Annotated in this window: 13 protein-coding genes; 5 read left to right on the top strand and 8 right to left on the bottom strand. The window is 71.4% G+C overall.

The window, feature by feature from the left end; translation table 11 throughout:
- The first annotated feature begins 250 nt into the window (after nt 1-250).
- Nucleotides 251-1,279, top strand: coding sequence for a threonine aldolase family protein (locus tag AN233_RS12570; RefSeq protein WP_058367120.1), 1,029 nt, complete (start codon nt 251-253; stop codon nt 1,277-1,279).
- A gap of 32 nt (nt 1,280-1,311) precedes the next feature.
- Here AN233_RS12570 and AN233_RS12565 read toward each other — a convergent pair whose 3' ends face one another.
- From AN233_RS12565 to AN233_RS17420, 4 genes are all read right to left on the bottom strand, one after another.
- Nucleotides 1,312-1,719 (bottom strand): DUF6276 family protein, encoded by a 408-nt coding sequence (locus AN233_RS12565; RefSeq protein WP_058367119.1) that lies wholly within the window; start codon nt 1,717-1,719, stop codon nt 1,312-1,314.
- A 105-nt stretch (nt 1,720-1,824) separates the two neighbouring features.
- Nucleotides 1,825-2,520 carry a V-type ATP synthase subunit D gene (locus tag AN233_RS12560; protein WP_058367118.1) on the bottom strand — a complete coding sequence of 232 codons (696 nt, stop codon included), beginning with the start codon at nt 2,518-2,520 and terminating at the stop codon, nt 1,825-1,827.
- A 367-nt stretch (nt 2,521-2,887) separates the two neighbouring features.
- The gene (locus AN233_RS12555) at nt 2,888-3,607 is read right to left on the bottom strand and encodes a DUF7345 domain-containing protein (RefSeq protein WP_058367117.1); all 720 of its coding nucleotides are present in this window, start codon (nt 3,605-3,607) and stop codon (nt 2,888-2,890) included.
- Nucleotides 3,604-5,403: a DUF7096 domain-containing protein gene (locus AN233_RS17420; protein WP_058367116.1), complete on the bottom strand. Its 1,800-nt coding sequence runs from the start codon at nt 5,401-5,403 to the stop codon at nt 3,604-3,606. The genes AN233_RS12555 and AN233_RS17420 overlap by 4 nt, the downstream gene beginning before the upstream one ends.
- Before the next feature lie 158 nt (nt 5,404-5,561).
- Between AN233_RS17420 and AN233_RS12545 the strand changes: the two genes are divergently transcribed.
- Complete coding sequence (locus tag AN233_RS12545; protein WP_058367115.1) at nt 5,562-6,812, top strand: helix-turn-helix transcriptional regulator; 1,251 nt, start codon at nt 5,562-5,564, stop codon at nt 6,810-6,812.
- A gap of 32 nt (nt 6,813-6,844) precedes the next feature.
- Here the strand turns inward: AN233_RS12545 and AN233_RS12540 are convergent, their stop codons facing one another.
- Entirely contained in the window at nt 6,845-7,159 is a 315-nt protein-coding gene (locus AN233_RS12540; protein WP_058367114.1) for a DUF7536 family protein, read from the bottom strand.
- Between the two features lie 130 nt (nt 7,160-7,289).
- Here AN233_RS12540 and AN233_RS12535 point away from each other — a divergent pair, with 130 nt between their 5' ends.
- Both AN233_RS12535 and AN233_RS12530 read left to right on the top strand, forming a co-directional pair.
- Nucleotides 7,290-8,288, top strand: a complete 999-nt coding sequence (locus tag AN233_RS12535; RefSeq protein ID WP_058367113.1) for a C-terminal binding protein — start codon at nt 7,290-7,292, stop codon at nt 8,286-8,288.
- Complete coding sequence (locus AN233_RS12530) at nt 8,285-9,460, top strand: hypothetical protein (RefSeq protein WP_058367112.1); 1,176 nt, start codon at nt 8,285-8,287, stop codon at nt 9,458-9,460. The genes AN233_RS12535 and AN233_RS12530 overlap by 4 nt, the downstream gene beginning before the upstream one ends.
- Before the next feature lie 772 nt (nt 9,461-10,232).
- Here AN233_RS12530 and AN233_RS12525 read toward each other — a convergent pair.
- From AN233_RS12525 to AN233_RS12515, 3 genes are all read right to left on the bottom strand, one after another.
- Nucleotides 10,233-10,838, bottom strand: coding sequence for an L-threonylcarbamoyladenylate synthase (locus AN233_RS12525; protein ID WP_058367111.1), 606 nt, complete (start codon nt 10,836-10,838; stop codon nt 10,233-10,235).
- An 86-nt stretch (nt 10,839-10,924) separates the two neighbouring features.
- Complete coding sequence (locus AN233_RS12520) at nt 10,925-11,431, bottom strand: redoxin domain-containing protein (RefSeq protein WP_058367110.1); 507 nt, start codon at nt 11,429-11,431, stop codon at nt 10,925-10,927.
- Complete coding sequence (locus tag AN233_RS12515; protein ID WP_058367109.1) at nt 11,431-11,691, bottom strand: glutaredoxin family protein; 261 nt, start codon at nt 11,689-11,691, stop codon at nt 11,431-11,433. Before AN233_RS12515 ends, AN233_RS12520 begins: the two co-directional genes overlap by 1 nt.
- A 194-nt stretch (nt 11,692-11,885) precedes the next feature.
- Between AN233_RS12515 and AN233_RS12510 the strand changes: the two genes are divergently transcribed.
- The coding region (locus tag AN233_RS12510) for a CNNM domain-containing protein (RefSeq protein WP_125920035.1) at nt 11,886-12,397 on the top strand (512 nt) is incomplete at its 3' end.

The raw sequence follows: 12,397 nt of genomic DNA, 5'->3' as shown, positions 1-12,397 counted from the left end.
GGCTTTCCGGGCGTTGCCGTTCCGATCAGCAGGATCAGTAACAGACACAGAAAACGCGCCGTATAGAGAGCCGACTGGGGCTTTCCGGGCGTTGCCGTCCCGAACAGCAGGATCGACAGCGGAACCACGTCAGCAAACCGCGTCTGGAGAGCCGGCCGGGCTGTGCTGGACGCTCCCGGCGTCTCGCTCGCGCACCGAGTCCAGCCGGTTCCACGCGAGTTATCCGGACGCGCGCCAACGAGGTGGTAAGATGGACCTCGACATCGACCTGCGGTCGGACACGGTCACGAAGCCCTCGGACGCGATGCGGGAGGCCGCCGCGACCGCCGAGGTGGGCGACGACGTCTACCGCGACGACCCCGCCGTCAACGAACTGGAGCGCCGCGCCGCCGAGGCGGTCGGGATGGAGGACGCCCTCTACGTTCCCTCCGGGACGATGGGCAACCAGATCGCGGTCCGCGTGCACACCGAGCGGGGGAACGAGCTCCTGCTGGACGCGGAGGCGCACATCTACCGCTGGGAGCTCGCGGGCGTCGCGCAGCTCTCCGAACTCCAGACGCGCACCGTCGAGACGGGCGAGCGCGGCGTCCCGACGGCGGAACAGGTCCGCGCGGGGCTCGTGGACGAGGACCTCCATCGCCCCGGCACGGGCCTCCTCGCGCTGGAGAACACCCACAACTACCGCGGCGGCAGGGCGATCCCGAAGGCCCGGATCGACGAGGCGGCCGCGGCGGCTCACGACGCCGGTGTCCCGGTCCACGTCGACGGCGCCCGGATCTTCAACGCCGCGGTCGCGCTCGACACGCCCGCGCCGGAACTGGTCGAGAACGTCGACTCCGTCATGTTCTGTCTCTCGAAGGGGCTCGGCGCGCCCGTCGGCTCGATCCTCGGGGGCCCTGCAGACTTCATCGAGGAGGCCCGCCGCGTCCGCAAACTGCTGGGCGGCGGGATGCGCCAAGCCGGCATGATCGCCGCGCCCGGCCTGCTCGCGCTGGACAACGTCGACCGCCTCGCGGACGACCACGCTAACGCCGCCCGCCTCGCCGGGGGCCTCGACGCGCTCCCCGGACTCGCGGCCGCCGACCCGGACACGAACATCGTCGTCGTGGACACGAGCGATGCGGGCATCCCCGCCGACGAGTTCGTGCCGGCCTGCAAGGAGCGCGGCGTCGGCGCGGTCGCGTTCGGCGACTACGTCGTCCGATTCACCACGAACCTCGGCGTCGACGCCGACGACGTGGACGAGGCGGTCGACCGCGTCGCCGAGGTCGTGGCGTAGACGGGGAGGGACGGCGGAATCGGACCCGGTTTCTACTCGTACAGCAGGCTCTCGGCCTGCTCGACGCGCCGCGACACGTCGAACGCCGCCCGTTCCGGGTCGGCGCCCGCGGCCAGCCGGTCGAGCGCCAGCAGCACGTCGGCGCCGCACTTCTCGGCGTGGTCGAGTAGCGCCTCAACGCTCGCCCGCTCCAGCGCCAGCGAGCCCAACTTTCCGACCGCGAGCGCGAACGCCGCCCCGGCCTCGCCCGTCGGGAAGCCGTCGGCGACGCGGCCGAACGCGGCGTCGGCGGGCGCCGGCGCGTCCGCCGCGTCGACCGCATCGACGCGGAGGCAGTCGGGGCAGAGCGCCGCCGCGTCGGCCCCCTCGGGCGCGTGCTCGCGGAGCGCGGGCGGGACGATGAAGCGGACGCGGTCGGCACCGCAGTCGGGACAGGACATGGCCCGGTGTCGGGGCGGCCGGGAGAAAAACCGGACGGTGGTCGTTACAGGGGACAGAAAACGCCGGAGTGACAGAAAACGGCAAAATCGGCGGGGCGGCGCGCGTCAGTCGGCTGCTTCGACTTCCGTCTCCGCGGCGGCGTCGGCGGCTGCCTGCTCCTCCTCTTCCTTCTCGGCCTCCTCCTTTTTCGCCTTGATCTTCTTCATCCGGAAGATCTCCTCGCGCTCCTGTTCCTCGAGCTTCTGCTCGATGTACTCCTGGTTCTCGTAGAGGTTCGGAAGCAGGGTGAACTCCAGCGCGTTGACGCGGCGCTTGGTGGTCTCGATCTCGGTGAGCATCTTCTTCATCGCGGTCTCGACCTCGGCCGCGAGGATGATCGTCTCCAGTAGCTCCTCGTAGGCGTCCGCCGCCTCGTCGATCCGGGCCGAGGAGCCGAGCAGGCCGTAGCCGCGCTCGTCGAGCGACTTCTTCACCTTCGAGGACTCGATCTGCGGGACCACGACGCCCATGATGTTCTTCGACTGGGTCGTGATCTCCGGGTGCTCCTTCAGTGCCGCGGCCGCGCCCCGGACCGCCACGTCGCCCTCCATCGCGCGGGCCATGTCGATCTTGCGCTGGGCGGTCTCGTAGTCGGACGAGAGGTCGGAGCGGACGTCCTGCGCCTGGTCCAGGATGTCCATGAACTCCATGATGAGGCCGTCGCGCTTCTGTTCGAGGGTGTCGTGCCCCCGCTCGGAGAGCTCGATTCGGTCCTCGATCGCCATGAGGTTCTTCCGAGTGGGTTTGACGTCCTTGGCCATCTCTTGGGGAAACGTTGCCCCCGTAGGAGGTTAATAGTTGTCTGTTCGGTCCGTCCGGCGACGGCCGGACTCGGCCCCTGAAGCCGAGCCCGTCCGTCCGGACCGCTGCATCCTCGCGACCGCAAGGCGGAGGATGGGAGAGCGGATGGGTGGGTGGGTGGATGGGAGAGTGGGTAGATGGTGGGTGTGCCTCTGACAGCAACGCCCGGCGCCGAATCCCGGTCCGATAGTCGGCGATCGCGGCGCGGAGCCCGGTGGGGGGTCCGCCGGTGGACACCCGGTGGGGCTCTCGCGTGCGGTCAGCAGTCCGGGCCGTGGTCCGACTCACCGTGCCGCCGATCCGGCCTCTCGCGTCCGGCGACGCGACTTATCGCGTCCGTCGCCAACCGCCGTACGCCAGCAGGCCGGCAAGCGCGGCCGCAAGCGTCGGCGCCAGCGGCGTCGGGAGCGCGCCGTCGGTGACGCCGCCGCCGGAGTCGACTGTCGCGGCGAAGCCCGTCAGGTCCGTTCCCGGGGCCCATGCGACGGAGCCGTCTCCGCGCTCGTCCGGCTCGACGGTGGTCTCCACGACCGAGCCGCCCTCGGGCGCTCGAAGCACGAACGTGCGGTCCGGATCGAACCCGCTCGCGAACGGCTCGCGCACGACGAGGCGGTCCTCATCGACGGCGGCGAGGTTCGTCCACGAGACGGAGAGCGCGACCACGCCCCGGTCGCCCTCGGTCGTCACGGTCGCCGCGGCGTCCCCGACGGACATCTCGCGGCCGGTCTCGCTCGCGGTTCGGTCCGCGACGCCCGCGATCCGCCGCTCGAACGCCGCGGTCACGTTCGAAGAGTTCTCCCGGAGCCGGTCGAACGCGGCCTCGTCGTCCCCGTCCGCGAGGTCGTACACGAGCCGGAGCGTCACCGTTGCGTCGCCGTCCGCCTCCAGGTCGACGACGAACGCCGAGTCGCCGTCGGCGGCGGGCGTCCCCTGCGCCGCCGTCCCGGCGACCGCCCCGGGGACGACGGCCGCGGCGACCAGCAGTACCGCAAACGGCGCCGCCAGCAGCGAGACCGCACCGCGGCTATCGCGAGGCTGCCGCGTCACTCGTCGTCCTCCTCATCGGCCTCGTCGTCTTCCTCGTCGTCATCGTCGTCATCATCGTCATCCACCTCGTCTTCCTCCTCGTCACCATCGTCGTCACCGTCGCTCTCGGCTTCCTCCTCGGCGTCATCCTCCTCACGCTCGTCGTCTTCGTCGCGTTCGTCGTCTTCACGTTCATCCTCGTCCTCCTCGCGATCCTCAACGTCGACATCGCTCACGGTGAGACTCCCGTCGTCACCGACGTCGAACTCCAGCTCCGCCTCGAAGGAGCCCTTCACGAGCGTCACCTCCAGCTCGTCGGTCTCGCTCGTCTCGAAGGAGAGCGAGCCGTCCTCGTCGGTCGCCCCGACGCGTTCGTCGTCGACGTACGCGGTCGCGTTCGCGACGCCCTCGCCGTCGTAGGTCACCCGCAGCGTTGCGGTCCCATTGTCGAGACTCCCGTCGACCGAGAGCCGCTCGCTGATCTCAGCGTTCTCGCGCTCCTCGTCGGAGACCTCGCGAAGCGAGAGCTCGAGTTCGCCCTCGCGTTCGCCGGCCTCAACCTCGACGTCGACCTCGTCGTCGTCCGGGAGCGTGACGGTGAGCAGGCCGTCCGCGTCCGTGCTGCCCACGGACTGGTCGTTGAACTCGACCGCGGCGCCCTCGACGGGCTCGCCGTCGGCCGTCACGCGCAGGGTCACCTCGGCGCCCGCCTCCGGAGTGCCGTCGACCAGTGACACGGAGAGCGGCCGGTCGTCGGTATCGTCGTCGCGCTCGTCGTCTGCGTCGCCGTCCTCTTCGTCCTCGTCGTCCTCTCGCGGCTCGATCTCCTCCTCGAGCTCGAACACTTCGCCGGTCTCGCCGTCGACGCTCACCTCGGCCTCTCCGGTGGCGTTGGCGCCGACGAACGCGAACCCGAACTCGTAGTAGCCGTCGTCGTCGCGCTCCATCGAGCGGAGCGTCCACTCGCCCTCCGCGTCGCCGGGGTCAGCGAGCGCACCGCGTGCGGCGTCCTGCGCCTCGCTCGCGCTCATGACGAAGCTCCCGTTTCCGGGCTGGGGGCGCTCCAGCTCCCGGGAATGCTCGCCGTCCTCGCTCTCGACCTCGATGGAGAGCCCGTTCTCGGTCTCCAGCTCGAACTCGCCGCTGCTCTCGCCGGTGTACTGCGCCAGCAGCGCGGAGGCGCCCGCGCTGGTCAGTCGCCCCAGCCCCTCGCGGGCATCCTCGTTGGCGCTCCGGTCGTAGCCGGCGGCGCGCAGCTCCAGCGCGGAGACGTCCTCGGCGTGGTCGTCGAGCCGCTCGAAGGAGTTGTCGATCGTGTTCGCGCGGCTCGCGAGCACGGCCAGTCGCTGTGCGTACTCCGTGCGCGAGAGGTCGCCGGCCTCGAAGGCGGCGGTCGCGTTCTCGCGTTCGGTCGCTACCTCGTCAGCGCGCTCGCGGAGGTCCGCGGCGCGGTCGGCGAGGGTCGCGGCCCGCTCGGACTCGTTGGCGTCCTCGAGCGCCGCCTCGAACGACGCGGACGACACGTCGCCGCTCACCTCGTCGTCGGTGACCGCGATCACCGTCGCGAGCTGCTGCCCGGTGGACGCCTGCGAGCCGTTCCCGGACTCGGCTGCCGAGTCGTTCGTCGACTCGTTCGTCGAGTCGGCCTCCGTCCCGTTCTCCGTTCCGTTCTCCGTCGGGGCGTCAGTCGCCTCGCCCTCGACCTGTGCGTGCACGCCGCCCTGGTCCGCGGTCGCGCCGACGACGGCCGCCCCGGGGATCGACGCCAGGAGCAGCCCCGCCGTCACGAGCAGGACCAGCAATCGGTTGGGTCTCATCACTTCCCGCACGGTCCGCCGAGGGCTTATAAAGGGGACACCGTGGCGGCCGATTGCACACCGTTTCACCGGATTCCGGGACCGTTTCGGACGATTGCAGCGAGTTTCACGCGGGCGGATCTGTGGGTTTAACCCCGATCGGGCAGTAGTTCGGGCCGATGCAACCGAGGAGAGCGAGAGTCGTCGCGCTCGCGGTCGGTCTGGCGGTCTGTCTCGCGCTCCCGGCCGGCGTCGGTGCGGGACTCACCCACGGCGGCGCGGACGGTGTCGCTACCGCGGACGGCACCACCCTACTCGGCACCGCGCTCCTCGCTCAGTCGGGCGGCTACGCGCTCGCGCAGGACCAGCCGGAGCCGGACAACACGATCACGCGGATCGAACTCGCGGAGAACGGCTCGGCGGTCTGGGCGATCACCCTCCGGACTCGGCTCGAGACGGAGGCGGACGTCTCGGAGTACGAGCGGTTTCAGGAGTCCTTCCGCGCGAACGAGAGCCGCTACCTCGACCCCTTTAGCGAGCGGATGACCGGTGTGGTCGCGAACGCGAACGAGACGAGCGACCGCGAGATGCGCGCGACCGGGTTCGCGGCCGAGACCTCGATCCAGGAGGTCCCGCGTCGGTGGGGGGTCGTCACGTTCCGGTTCCGGTGGGACGGCTTCGCCGCGGTCGAGGGCGATCGAGTCGTCGTCGGCGACGTGTTCGACGGCGGCTTCTTCATCGGTGAGGACGACGCCCTCGCCGTCGTCGCGCCGTCGGGCCACGGGATCGCGTCGGTCGACCCCACGCCCGACGACTCGCGGGCCGAGTCCGTGGAGTGGACCGGCCGCGAAGACTTCGCCGACGGCCGGCCGCGCGTGGTCGCCGCCCCTGACACCTCGAACGAGACTACGACGACCGAGCCCGCCGGCTCCGGAGTCGGCGGCGGAAGCGGAGGCGGCGGAGGCGGTGACGGGTTCGGTGACGGCGGAGCTCTCCGGACCGCTGCCGGTGTCGTCCTGCTGTTTGCGGTCGCTCTCAGCGCCGCCGCGGTCGCGGCCCGCGCCGGCCTGATCTCCCTCCCGACTGGTGCGTTCGGTGAGACGGCGGACACGGACGACTCCGACGGAGACCGCGGTGCAGGCGCCGACGGTGGTGCGGGCGTTGACAGTGGTGCAGGCGCCGGAGACGGCGGCTCCTCGTCGACCGAAACCGCGGGCGCGGAGACGGAGCTCCTCAGCGACGAGGACCGAGTTCGAAACGTGCTGGCGGACAACGACGGTCGCCTGAAACAGTCCACCATCGTGGAGGAGCTCGGCTGGTCAAAGTCGAAGACCTCCCGCGTGCTCTCCCGGATGGCCGAGGAGGGAACCGTCGAGAAGCTCCGGCTCGGCCGCGAGAACGTGATCGACCTGATCGACGAGGCGGACTGATCGACGAGACAACCCGGCGGCCGGCACCGTTCTCAGCGCTCGTTCTCGTCCGCCGCGACCGCCGCGCGCGTCCGCGAGACGGCGGTCGCGAGCGTCAGTACGGCGGTCACGAGCAGGCCGAACGCGGCCGCGAGCACGAACGCTAAAAGCAGGAACCAGCCCTCCGGGCCGAGGATCGGGTACTCGCGGGTCCCACCAACGGGGCCCCACAGCTCGAGCACGCGGAAGAGGTAGGCGGCCGCGGCCACCAGCAGTCCCGCGCCGGCGCCAATCGCCGCGTTGCGGCGCACGCGGAACTCCTCGAAGAGGGCGATAAGCGGCGGCCGGCCGGGTCGGTCCTCGCTCACGCGCGGCGCTACGGACGCCCCGACCAAAGAGTCGTCGGGTCCGATGCGACGGCAGCGAACGCTCCGACCATGTCACGGGCGTCCGGTCCGCGGCGACAGCGCTCAAGTGCGGGGCGGTCGAAGCGGGCGTATGACACGCGTCGTCCTCTCCGAGTACCCGATGATCGAGTCGGCGATCCACCGCGAGGTGCTCCGGGACCGTCTCGACGAGCCGGTAACGGTAACCGTCGCCGACCTCGGCTCCGCGAACCGGCTGGTGGAGGCCGCCGCCGGCGGCGAGGGCGAGGAGCCCGCGGCCGTCGTCGTCACCGACGTCGGGACGCCGGTTCCCGAGGGCGCCCTGGCGGCGATGACTCCGTCGCTGCAGGGGGTCGTGCGCTCGGCCGTCGGCGTGAGCAACGTCGACGTATCGGCGGCCGCGGAGCGCGGCGTCGCCGTCGCGAACGTCCCCGGCTACGCCGACGACGAGGTGGCGAGTCACGCGGTCGCGCTGCTTCTGTCCGGGGTTCGGAGCCTCCAGCCGTACGACGAGGCGGTCGCCGCGGGCTCGTGGGACTGGCGCGACGGCACCCCCATCGGTCGCTTGTCCGAGGCGACCGTCGGCATCGTCTCGTTCGGTCCCATCGCGCGCCGGTTCGCCGATCAGGTCGCCGGGTTCGACGCGGAGCTTCTGGGGTACGACCCGTACGTCGACGCCGAGGAGATGGCGGCGCACGGCGTCGAGAAAGTCGGCTTCGAGGCGCTGTTCGACCGCGCCGACCACGTCTCGGTCCACGCGCCCCTGACCGAAGAGACACGCGGGCTCGTCGACGCCGACGCGCTCGCCCGACTCCACGAGGGTTCAGTGGTCGTCAACACCGGCCGCGGTCCGGTCGTCGACGACGAGGCCCTGCTGGCGGCGCTGGAGGAGGACGCGATCAAGGCCGCGGGACTCGACGTGCTGGCCGAGGAGCCGCCGGCGGACGACCCACTCGTGGGGCGGCCGGACACGGTGGTCACCCCGCACGCCGCCTGGTACAGCGAGGACGCCCGCGAGGAGGTGAACCGGCGCGCGGCGACCGACGTCGCCGCGATCATTGCCGACGAAGAGCCGGAGGGGCGCGTCGACCCGGAGGCCACGTGGTTGTGAGCGACGACGGACCGGCGCTTCGGGGCGCCGCGGACCGACTCGATCCCGACCGCGTCTACGACGCCCTCGCCGAGCGGCTTCGCGCGGACCCCGTCGCCCCCGCGGTGGTCGCCTTCCCGGACGGATCCGTCGACTACCGGTGCCGCCCCGAGGTGGGCGCGGGCTCTCGCTCCCCTTCTCGCCGGGAGCTCGGTGAGGCGATCGCCTCGGGCGAGCGGAAATCGGTCCGGCTCGTGCCGGAGCAGGGCGAGCCGGGCGGGCAGGCGGTGAACCTCGCTCGCGGCGCGCACGCGCTCGGCGCGGACGTGCAACTGTTCGGTCACCTCGACCACGACGCCATGACGGCGTTTCCCTTCCGGACGCACTCGATGGGCGAGCCCGCGGCGGTTCGGATCGTGACCTTCGAGGACGGGGCAGTGATGTTCGCGGAAGAGTCGCCCGACATCCGGACGTGGGGGTTCGACGACCTGCTCGCGGCGGCCCCCTCTCCGGAGGCGGCACTCGATGCGCTGGCCGGCGCCGACGCCGTGGCGTGCTGTAACTGGGTGTCGTTTCCGAACATGCCGACGGCGCTCCGGACGCTCGCCGAGCGCGTCGCGGAGCGGCGGGCGACCGACCCGCCTGGCGGGGACGACGACCGGCCCGTCTTCGTTCTCGACCCGGGCGACGTGGTCGGGAGTGACGACGGCGCGGTCGCCGAGTTGCTGTCGGTGCTCGGCGCGCTGAGCGACGCCTACGACGTGGTCCTGAATGCGAACCGCCGGGAGGTGCGGGCGGTCGCGGCGGCGGTCGGCATAACCGGCGACGAGGGGGCGCCGCCGGACCCGGAGGCGCCGGCCGACCCCGCGGCCGACGACCGGCGGATCGCGGCGCTCCGGGAGGAGGCCGGAATCTCGGGGGTCGTCATGCACGCGCGCCGGCGGGCGGCGATGGCCACCTCCGAGGGCGTCATCGCGGTGCGGAACCTCGACGTGGGCGAGCCGCGGCGCTGGACGGGCGGCGGCGACCGGTTCGGCGCGGGACTGGCCGCCGCGCTCGGCGCGGGCTGGCGACCGGAGCTCGCGCTGGCGCTCGGCAACGCCGCCGCGTCCCGGCACGTCGCGGAGACGGGCACCGGCACTCCCGAGGCGCTCGCGTCGTTCGTCACGGACTCGGAGTATCGGCCGGACTGACCGACGGTGGCGGACCAATGATCGACGGTGGCGGACCAATGATCGACGGTGGCGGACCGATCGGCCCGTGGCGCGCGCGAGAAACGCGCGCGAGGGAGGTCGCGGGCGGGGCGCGATGCGGTGCGGTTCCGCGCCCCGCCCGCGGCCGAGGCTGGGGAGGTGTGAGGCTGCGGAGCGGTTGCCGGTGCTGTGCGGTTGCGGTGCTGTGCGGTTGCGGTGCTGTGCGGTTGCGGTGGGTGGGACTGAAAGGGGCAGCCGGCTCGATCCGGCCCCGGCGCCGCTCTCGCGAGCCTGCCGAGCGAGAGTCAGCGAGTCGCAGCCCGGCAGCCCGCTACTGCAGGCAGCCCGGACCGTCTCGCCAGACAAGCACCGCAGTTCCGCGGCGACCCTGTGTCGCCGCGATTGTCCGAGGAGCGCAGCGGGTGTCGCGTTCCCGCGAGGAACGAGCGGGAGCCCGTGAGTCGCAGCCCGGCAGCCCGCTACCGCAGGCAGCCCGGACCGTCTCACGACGGCCGGTCGAGCCGGCTGGGGCTTTCTGGACGGTGCTGTCCAGCGCAGCAGGATCAGCAGCAGAAACTCAAAAAGCGTGGTACAGAGAGCCGGCCGTGGTGTTCCGGGTGGTGCTGTCCAGCGCAGCAGGATCTGCGACGGGACGATTGCCGTCTGAAGGATCCGGCTGGGACTTTCGAGCCGGAGCACGCCGACCCGCTGGAACCGTGACGGTCACCGATCGCCGGTTACGGGCGACTCTCGGAGCGTCCGTGGTGCACTATCACTCCGCGGCGTGCTCGGCCAGCCACGACTCGATCGCGTCCGCGTTCGCGCCGCGGCGGTGGACCGTCCCCGACCCCGGGTCGACGACCGTGCTCTCGGCGCCGCCGGTCTCGCCGCCATCGAGCACGACCGCGGCGCCCTCGCGGATCCGGTCGGAGAGGTCCGCGACGCGCCGGACGCTCCCGGTCCCGGAAACGTTCGCGCTGGTGGCGGTGACCGGCGAGTCAGCGCGTTCCAGCAGGTCGAGCGCGACCGGGTGGTCCGGGACGCGGACGCCGACGCGGTCGCGGCCCGCGGTGAGCGCGTCCGGCACCGCGGCGTCGCGCTCCACGACGACGGTGACCGGCCCGGGCAGGAACGCGCGCATAAACGCCACCTCGCGCTCGGTGGGGCGGGTGTGCTCGAGCGCGGCGTCGACGCTCGGGACGCCCAGCGAAAGGGGGTTGTCGCGGTCCCGACCCTTCAGCTCGAAGACGCGCTCGACGGCCGCGGGATCGAGCGCGTTCGCTCCCAGTCCGTAAACGGTCTCCGTCGGATAAACGACCGCCTCGCCGTCGGCGATCGCCGCGGCCGCGCGGTCGAGGTCCTCGTCGGTGACGCTCATCGGGCGAGGGTGGGCCGGCGGCGCACAAAAGGGTGACGGGACGGGGAGCGGGAGGTCCCAGTCATCGGTGCAGCGACGGCGGCGCGCTACAGCTCGTCCAGCGCGTCCGCGACGGCGTCGTAGTCGGGGAAGTCCGGCTGGGTCTCGGCGACCCAGGCGTACTGCACCTCGCGGTCGCCGTCGATCAGGAAGACGGCCGGGCGCGCGTCGACGATGCCCGTCATGCCGTCGAGGTCGTTCTCGACGCCGTACTCCACGATCACGTCCGCAGCCGGATCCGAGAACAGACGGGCGTCGACCTCCCGCTCCGCGAGGAACGTCTTGTGCTCGTACGGTGAGGAGATGGAGAGGCCGACGACCTGCGCCTCGTCCGCCCAGCCACGGTCACGGACCTCGTTCCAGACGTACGTCGCCTGGAAGGCGCCGTCCATCGGGTAGGCGATCAGGAGGACGGGCTCCTCGTCGGTCAACTCGGAGAGCGAGCGGTCCTCCCAGAACTCCTCGTTCACGAGCGGGCGCGTGAAGTCGGGCGCCGTCTCGCCCGCGGCGACGTGGTCCGTCTCGGGCAGGTCGACCACCTCGAAGTCGACCATCAGGCACCCCCCTCCCCGTAGGTCGCCTCGAGATACTCGACGATGTTCGCACTCTCGGACATCGTCACGCCCGTCCGCTCGTCGACGATGGCGGGGACGCTCCGCTTCCCGGAGACGCGCTTGACGACGTTCCGCTCGGAGTGCATCGGCTCGATGAACCGGGAGTGGTAGTCGAGTCCCAGCGCGTCGAGCGTCCGCACCACGCGCTCGCAGTAGGGACACGCCTGTAGTCGGTACAGGGTGATGTCTGAGTCGGCCATGGTTCGCTTTGGAACGCCGCAAGGGTAACCGTGTCGGCGGTCGCCCGGATTGCCGCTGTCTGCGCGCCGGCTGGCCGGTGTCGCCGCGACTCCCCACAGCAGCGTCTGCGGGCCCGACAGACCGCCGCGAGAGCCGGCGAAGTCGGGGGCGGAGGGGAACCCTTTAATTGCCGCCCGACGCACCGTAAGTGAGAATGGGCTTGTCGCCGACTACGCTCGCGGTCACCGTCCTCCAGCTTCCGGCGATCGATCGACAGACGCAGGCGATACTGGGAGCCGTCGCCATCGTCTTTCTGGTGGCGATGTCCGCGTTCTTCTCCTCCTCGGAGATCGCGCTGTTTTCCCTGCCAAAACACCGCGTGGACTCGATGGTCGAGGAGGGGATTCCCCACGCCGACATCGTGGCGGACCTTAAGTCGAACCCCCACCGGCTGCTGGTGACGATCCTCGTCGGCAACAACATCGTCAACGTCGCGATGTCCTCCATCGCGACCGCGCTGTTCGCGCTGTACCTCTCGCAGGGGCAGGCCGTCTTCGCCGCGACGTTCGGCATCACGACGCTCGTGCTGCTGTTCGGCGAGAGCGCGCCGAAGTCGTACGCGGTCGAGAACACGGAATCGTGGTCGCTGCGCGTCTCGCGGCCGCTGAAGGTCGCTGAGTACACGCTGATGCCGTTGGTGATCCTCTTCGACCACCTCACGCGGCT

This window comes from Haloparvum sedimenti (assembly GCF_001462205.1).
GTDB lineage: Archaea > Halobacteriota > Halobacteria > Halobacteriales > Haloferacaceae > Haloparvum > Haloparvum sedimenti.
The sequence above is the reverse complement of the archived record's forward strand: the minus strand, read 5'-3'. Positions and strand labels throughout refer to the sequence as shown.

Excerpts from the sequence above, each read along its gene's own strand:
- AN233_RS12570 (WP_058367120.1), top strand. The coding sequence starts at position 251 with ATGGACCTCGACATCGACCTGCGGTCGGACACGGTCACGAAGCCCTCG.
- AN233_RS12565 (WP_058367119.1), bottom strand. The coding sequence starts at position 1,719 with ATGTCCTGTCCCGACTGCGGTGCCGACCGCGTCCGCTTCATCGTCCCG.
- AN233_RS12560 (WP_058367118.1), bottom strand. The coding sequence starts at position 2,520 with ATGGCCAAGGACGTCAAACCCACTCGGAAGAACCTCATGGCGATCGAG.
- AN233_RS17420 (WP_058367116.1), bottom strand. The coding sequence starts at position 5,403 with ATGAGACCCAACCGATTGCTGGTCCTGCTCGTGACGGCGGGGCTGCTC.
- AN233_RS12545 (WP_058367115.1), top strand. The coding sequence starts at position 5,562 with ATGCAACCGAGGAGAGCGAGAGTCGTCGCGCTCGCGGTCGGTCTGGCG.
- AN233_RS12535 (WP_058367113.1), top strand. The coding sequence starts at position 7,290 with ATGACACGCGTCGTCCTCTCCGAGTACCCGATGATCGAGTCGGCGATC.
- AN233_RS12525 (WP_058367111.1), bottom strand. The coding sequence starts at position 10,838 with ATGAGCGTCACCGACGAGGACCTCGACCGCGCGGCCGCGGCGATCGCC.
- AN233_RS12520 (WP_058367110.1), bottom strand. The coding sequence starts at position 11,431 with ATGGTCGACTTCGAGGTGGTCGACCTGCCCGAGACGGACCACGTCGCC.
- AN233_RS12515 (WP_058367109.1), bottom strand. The coding sequence starts at position 11,691 with ATGGCCGACTCAGACATCACCCTGTACCGACTACAGGCGTGTCCCTAC.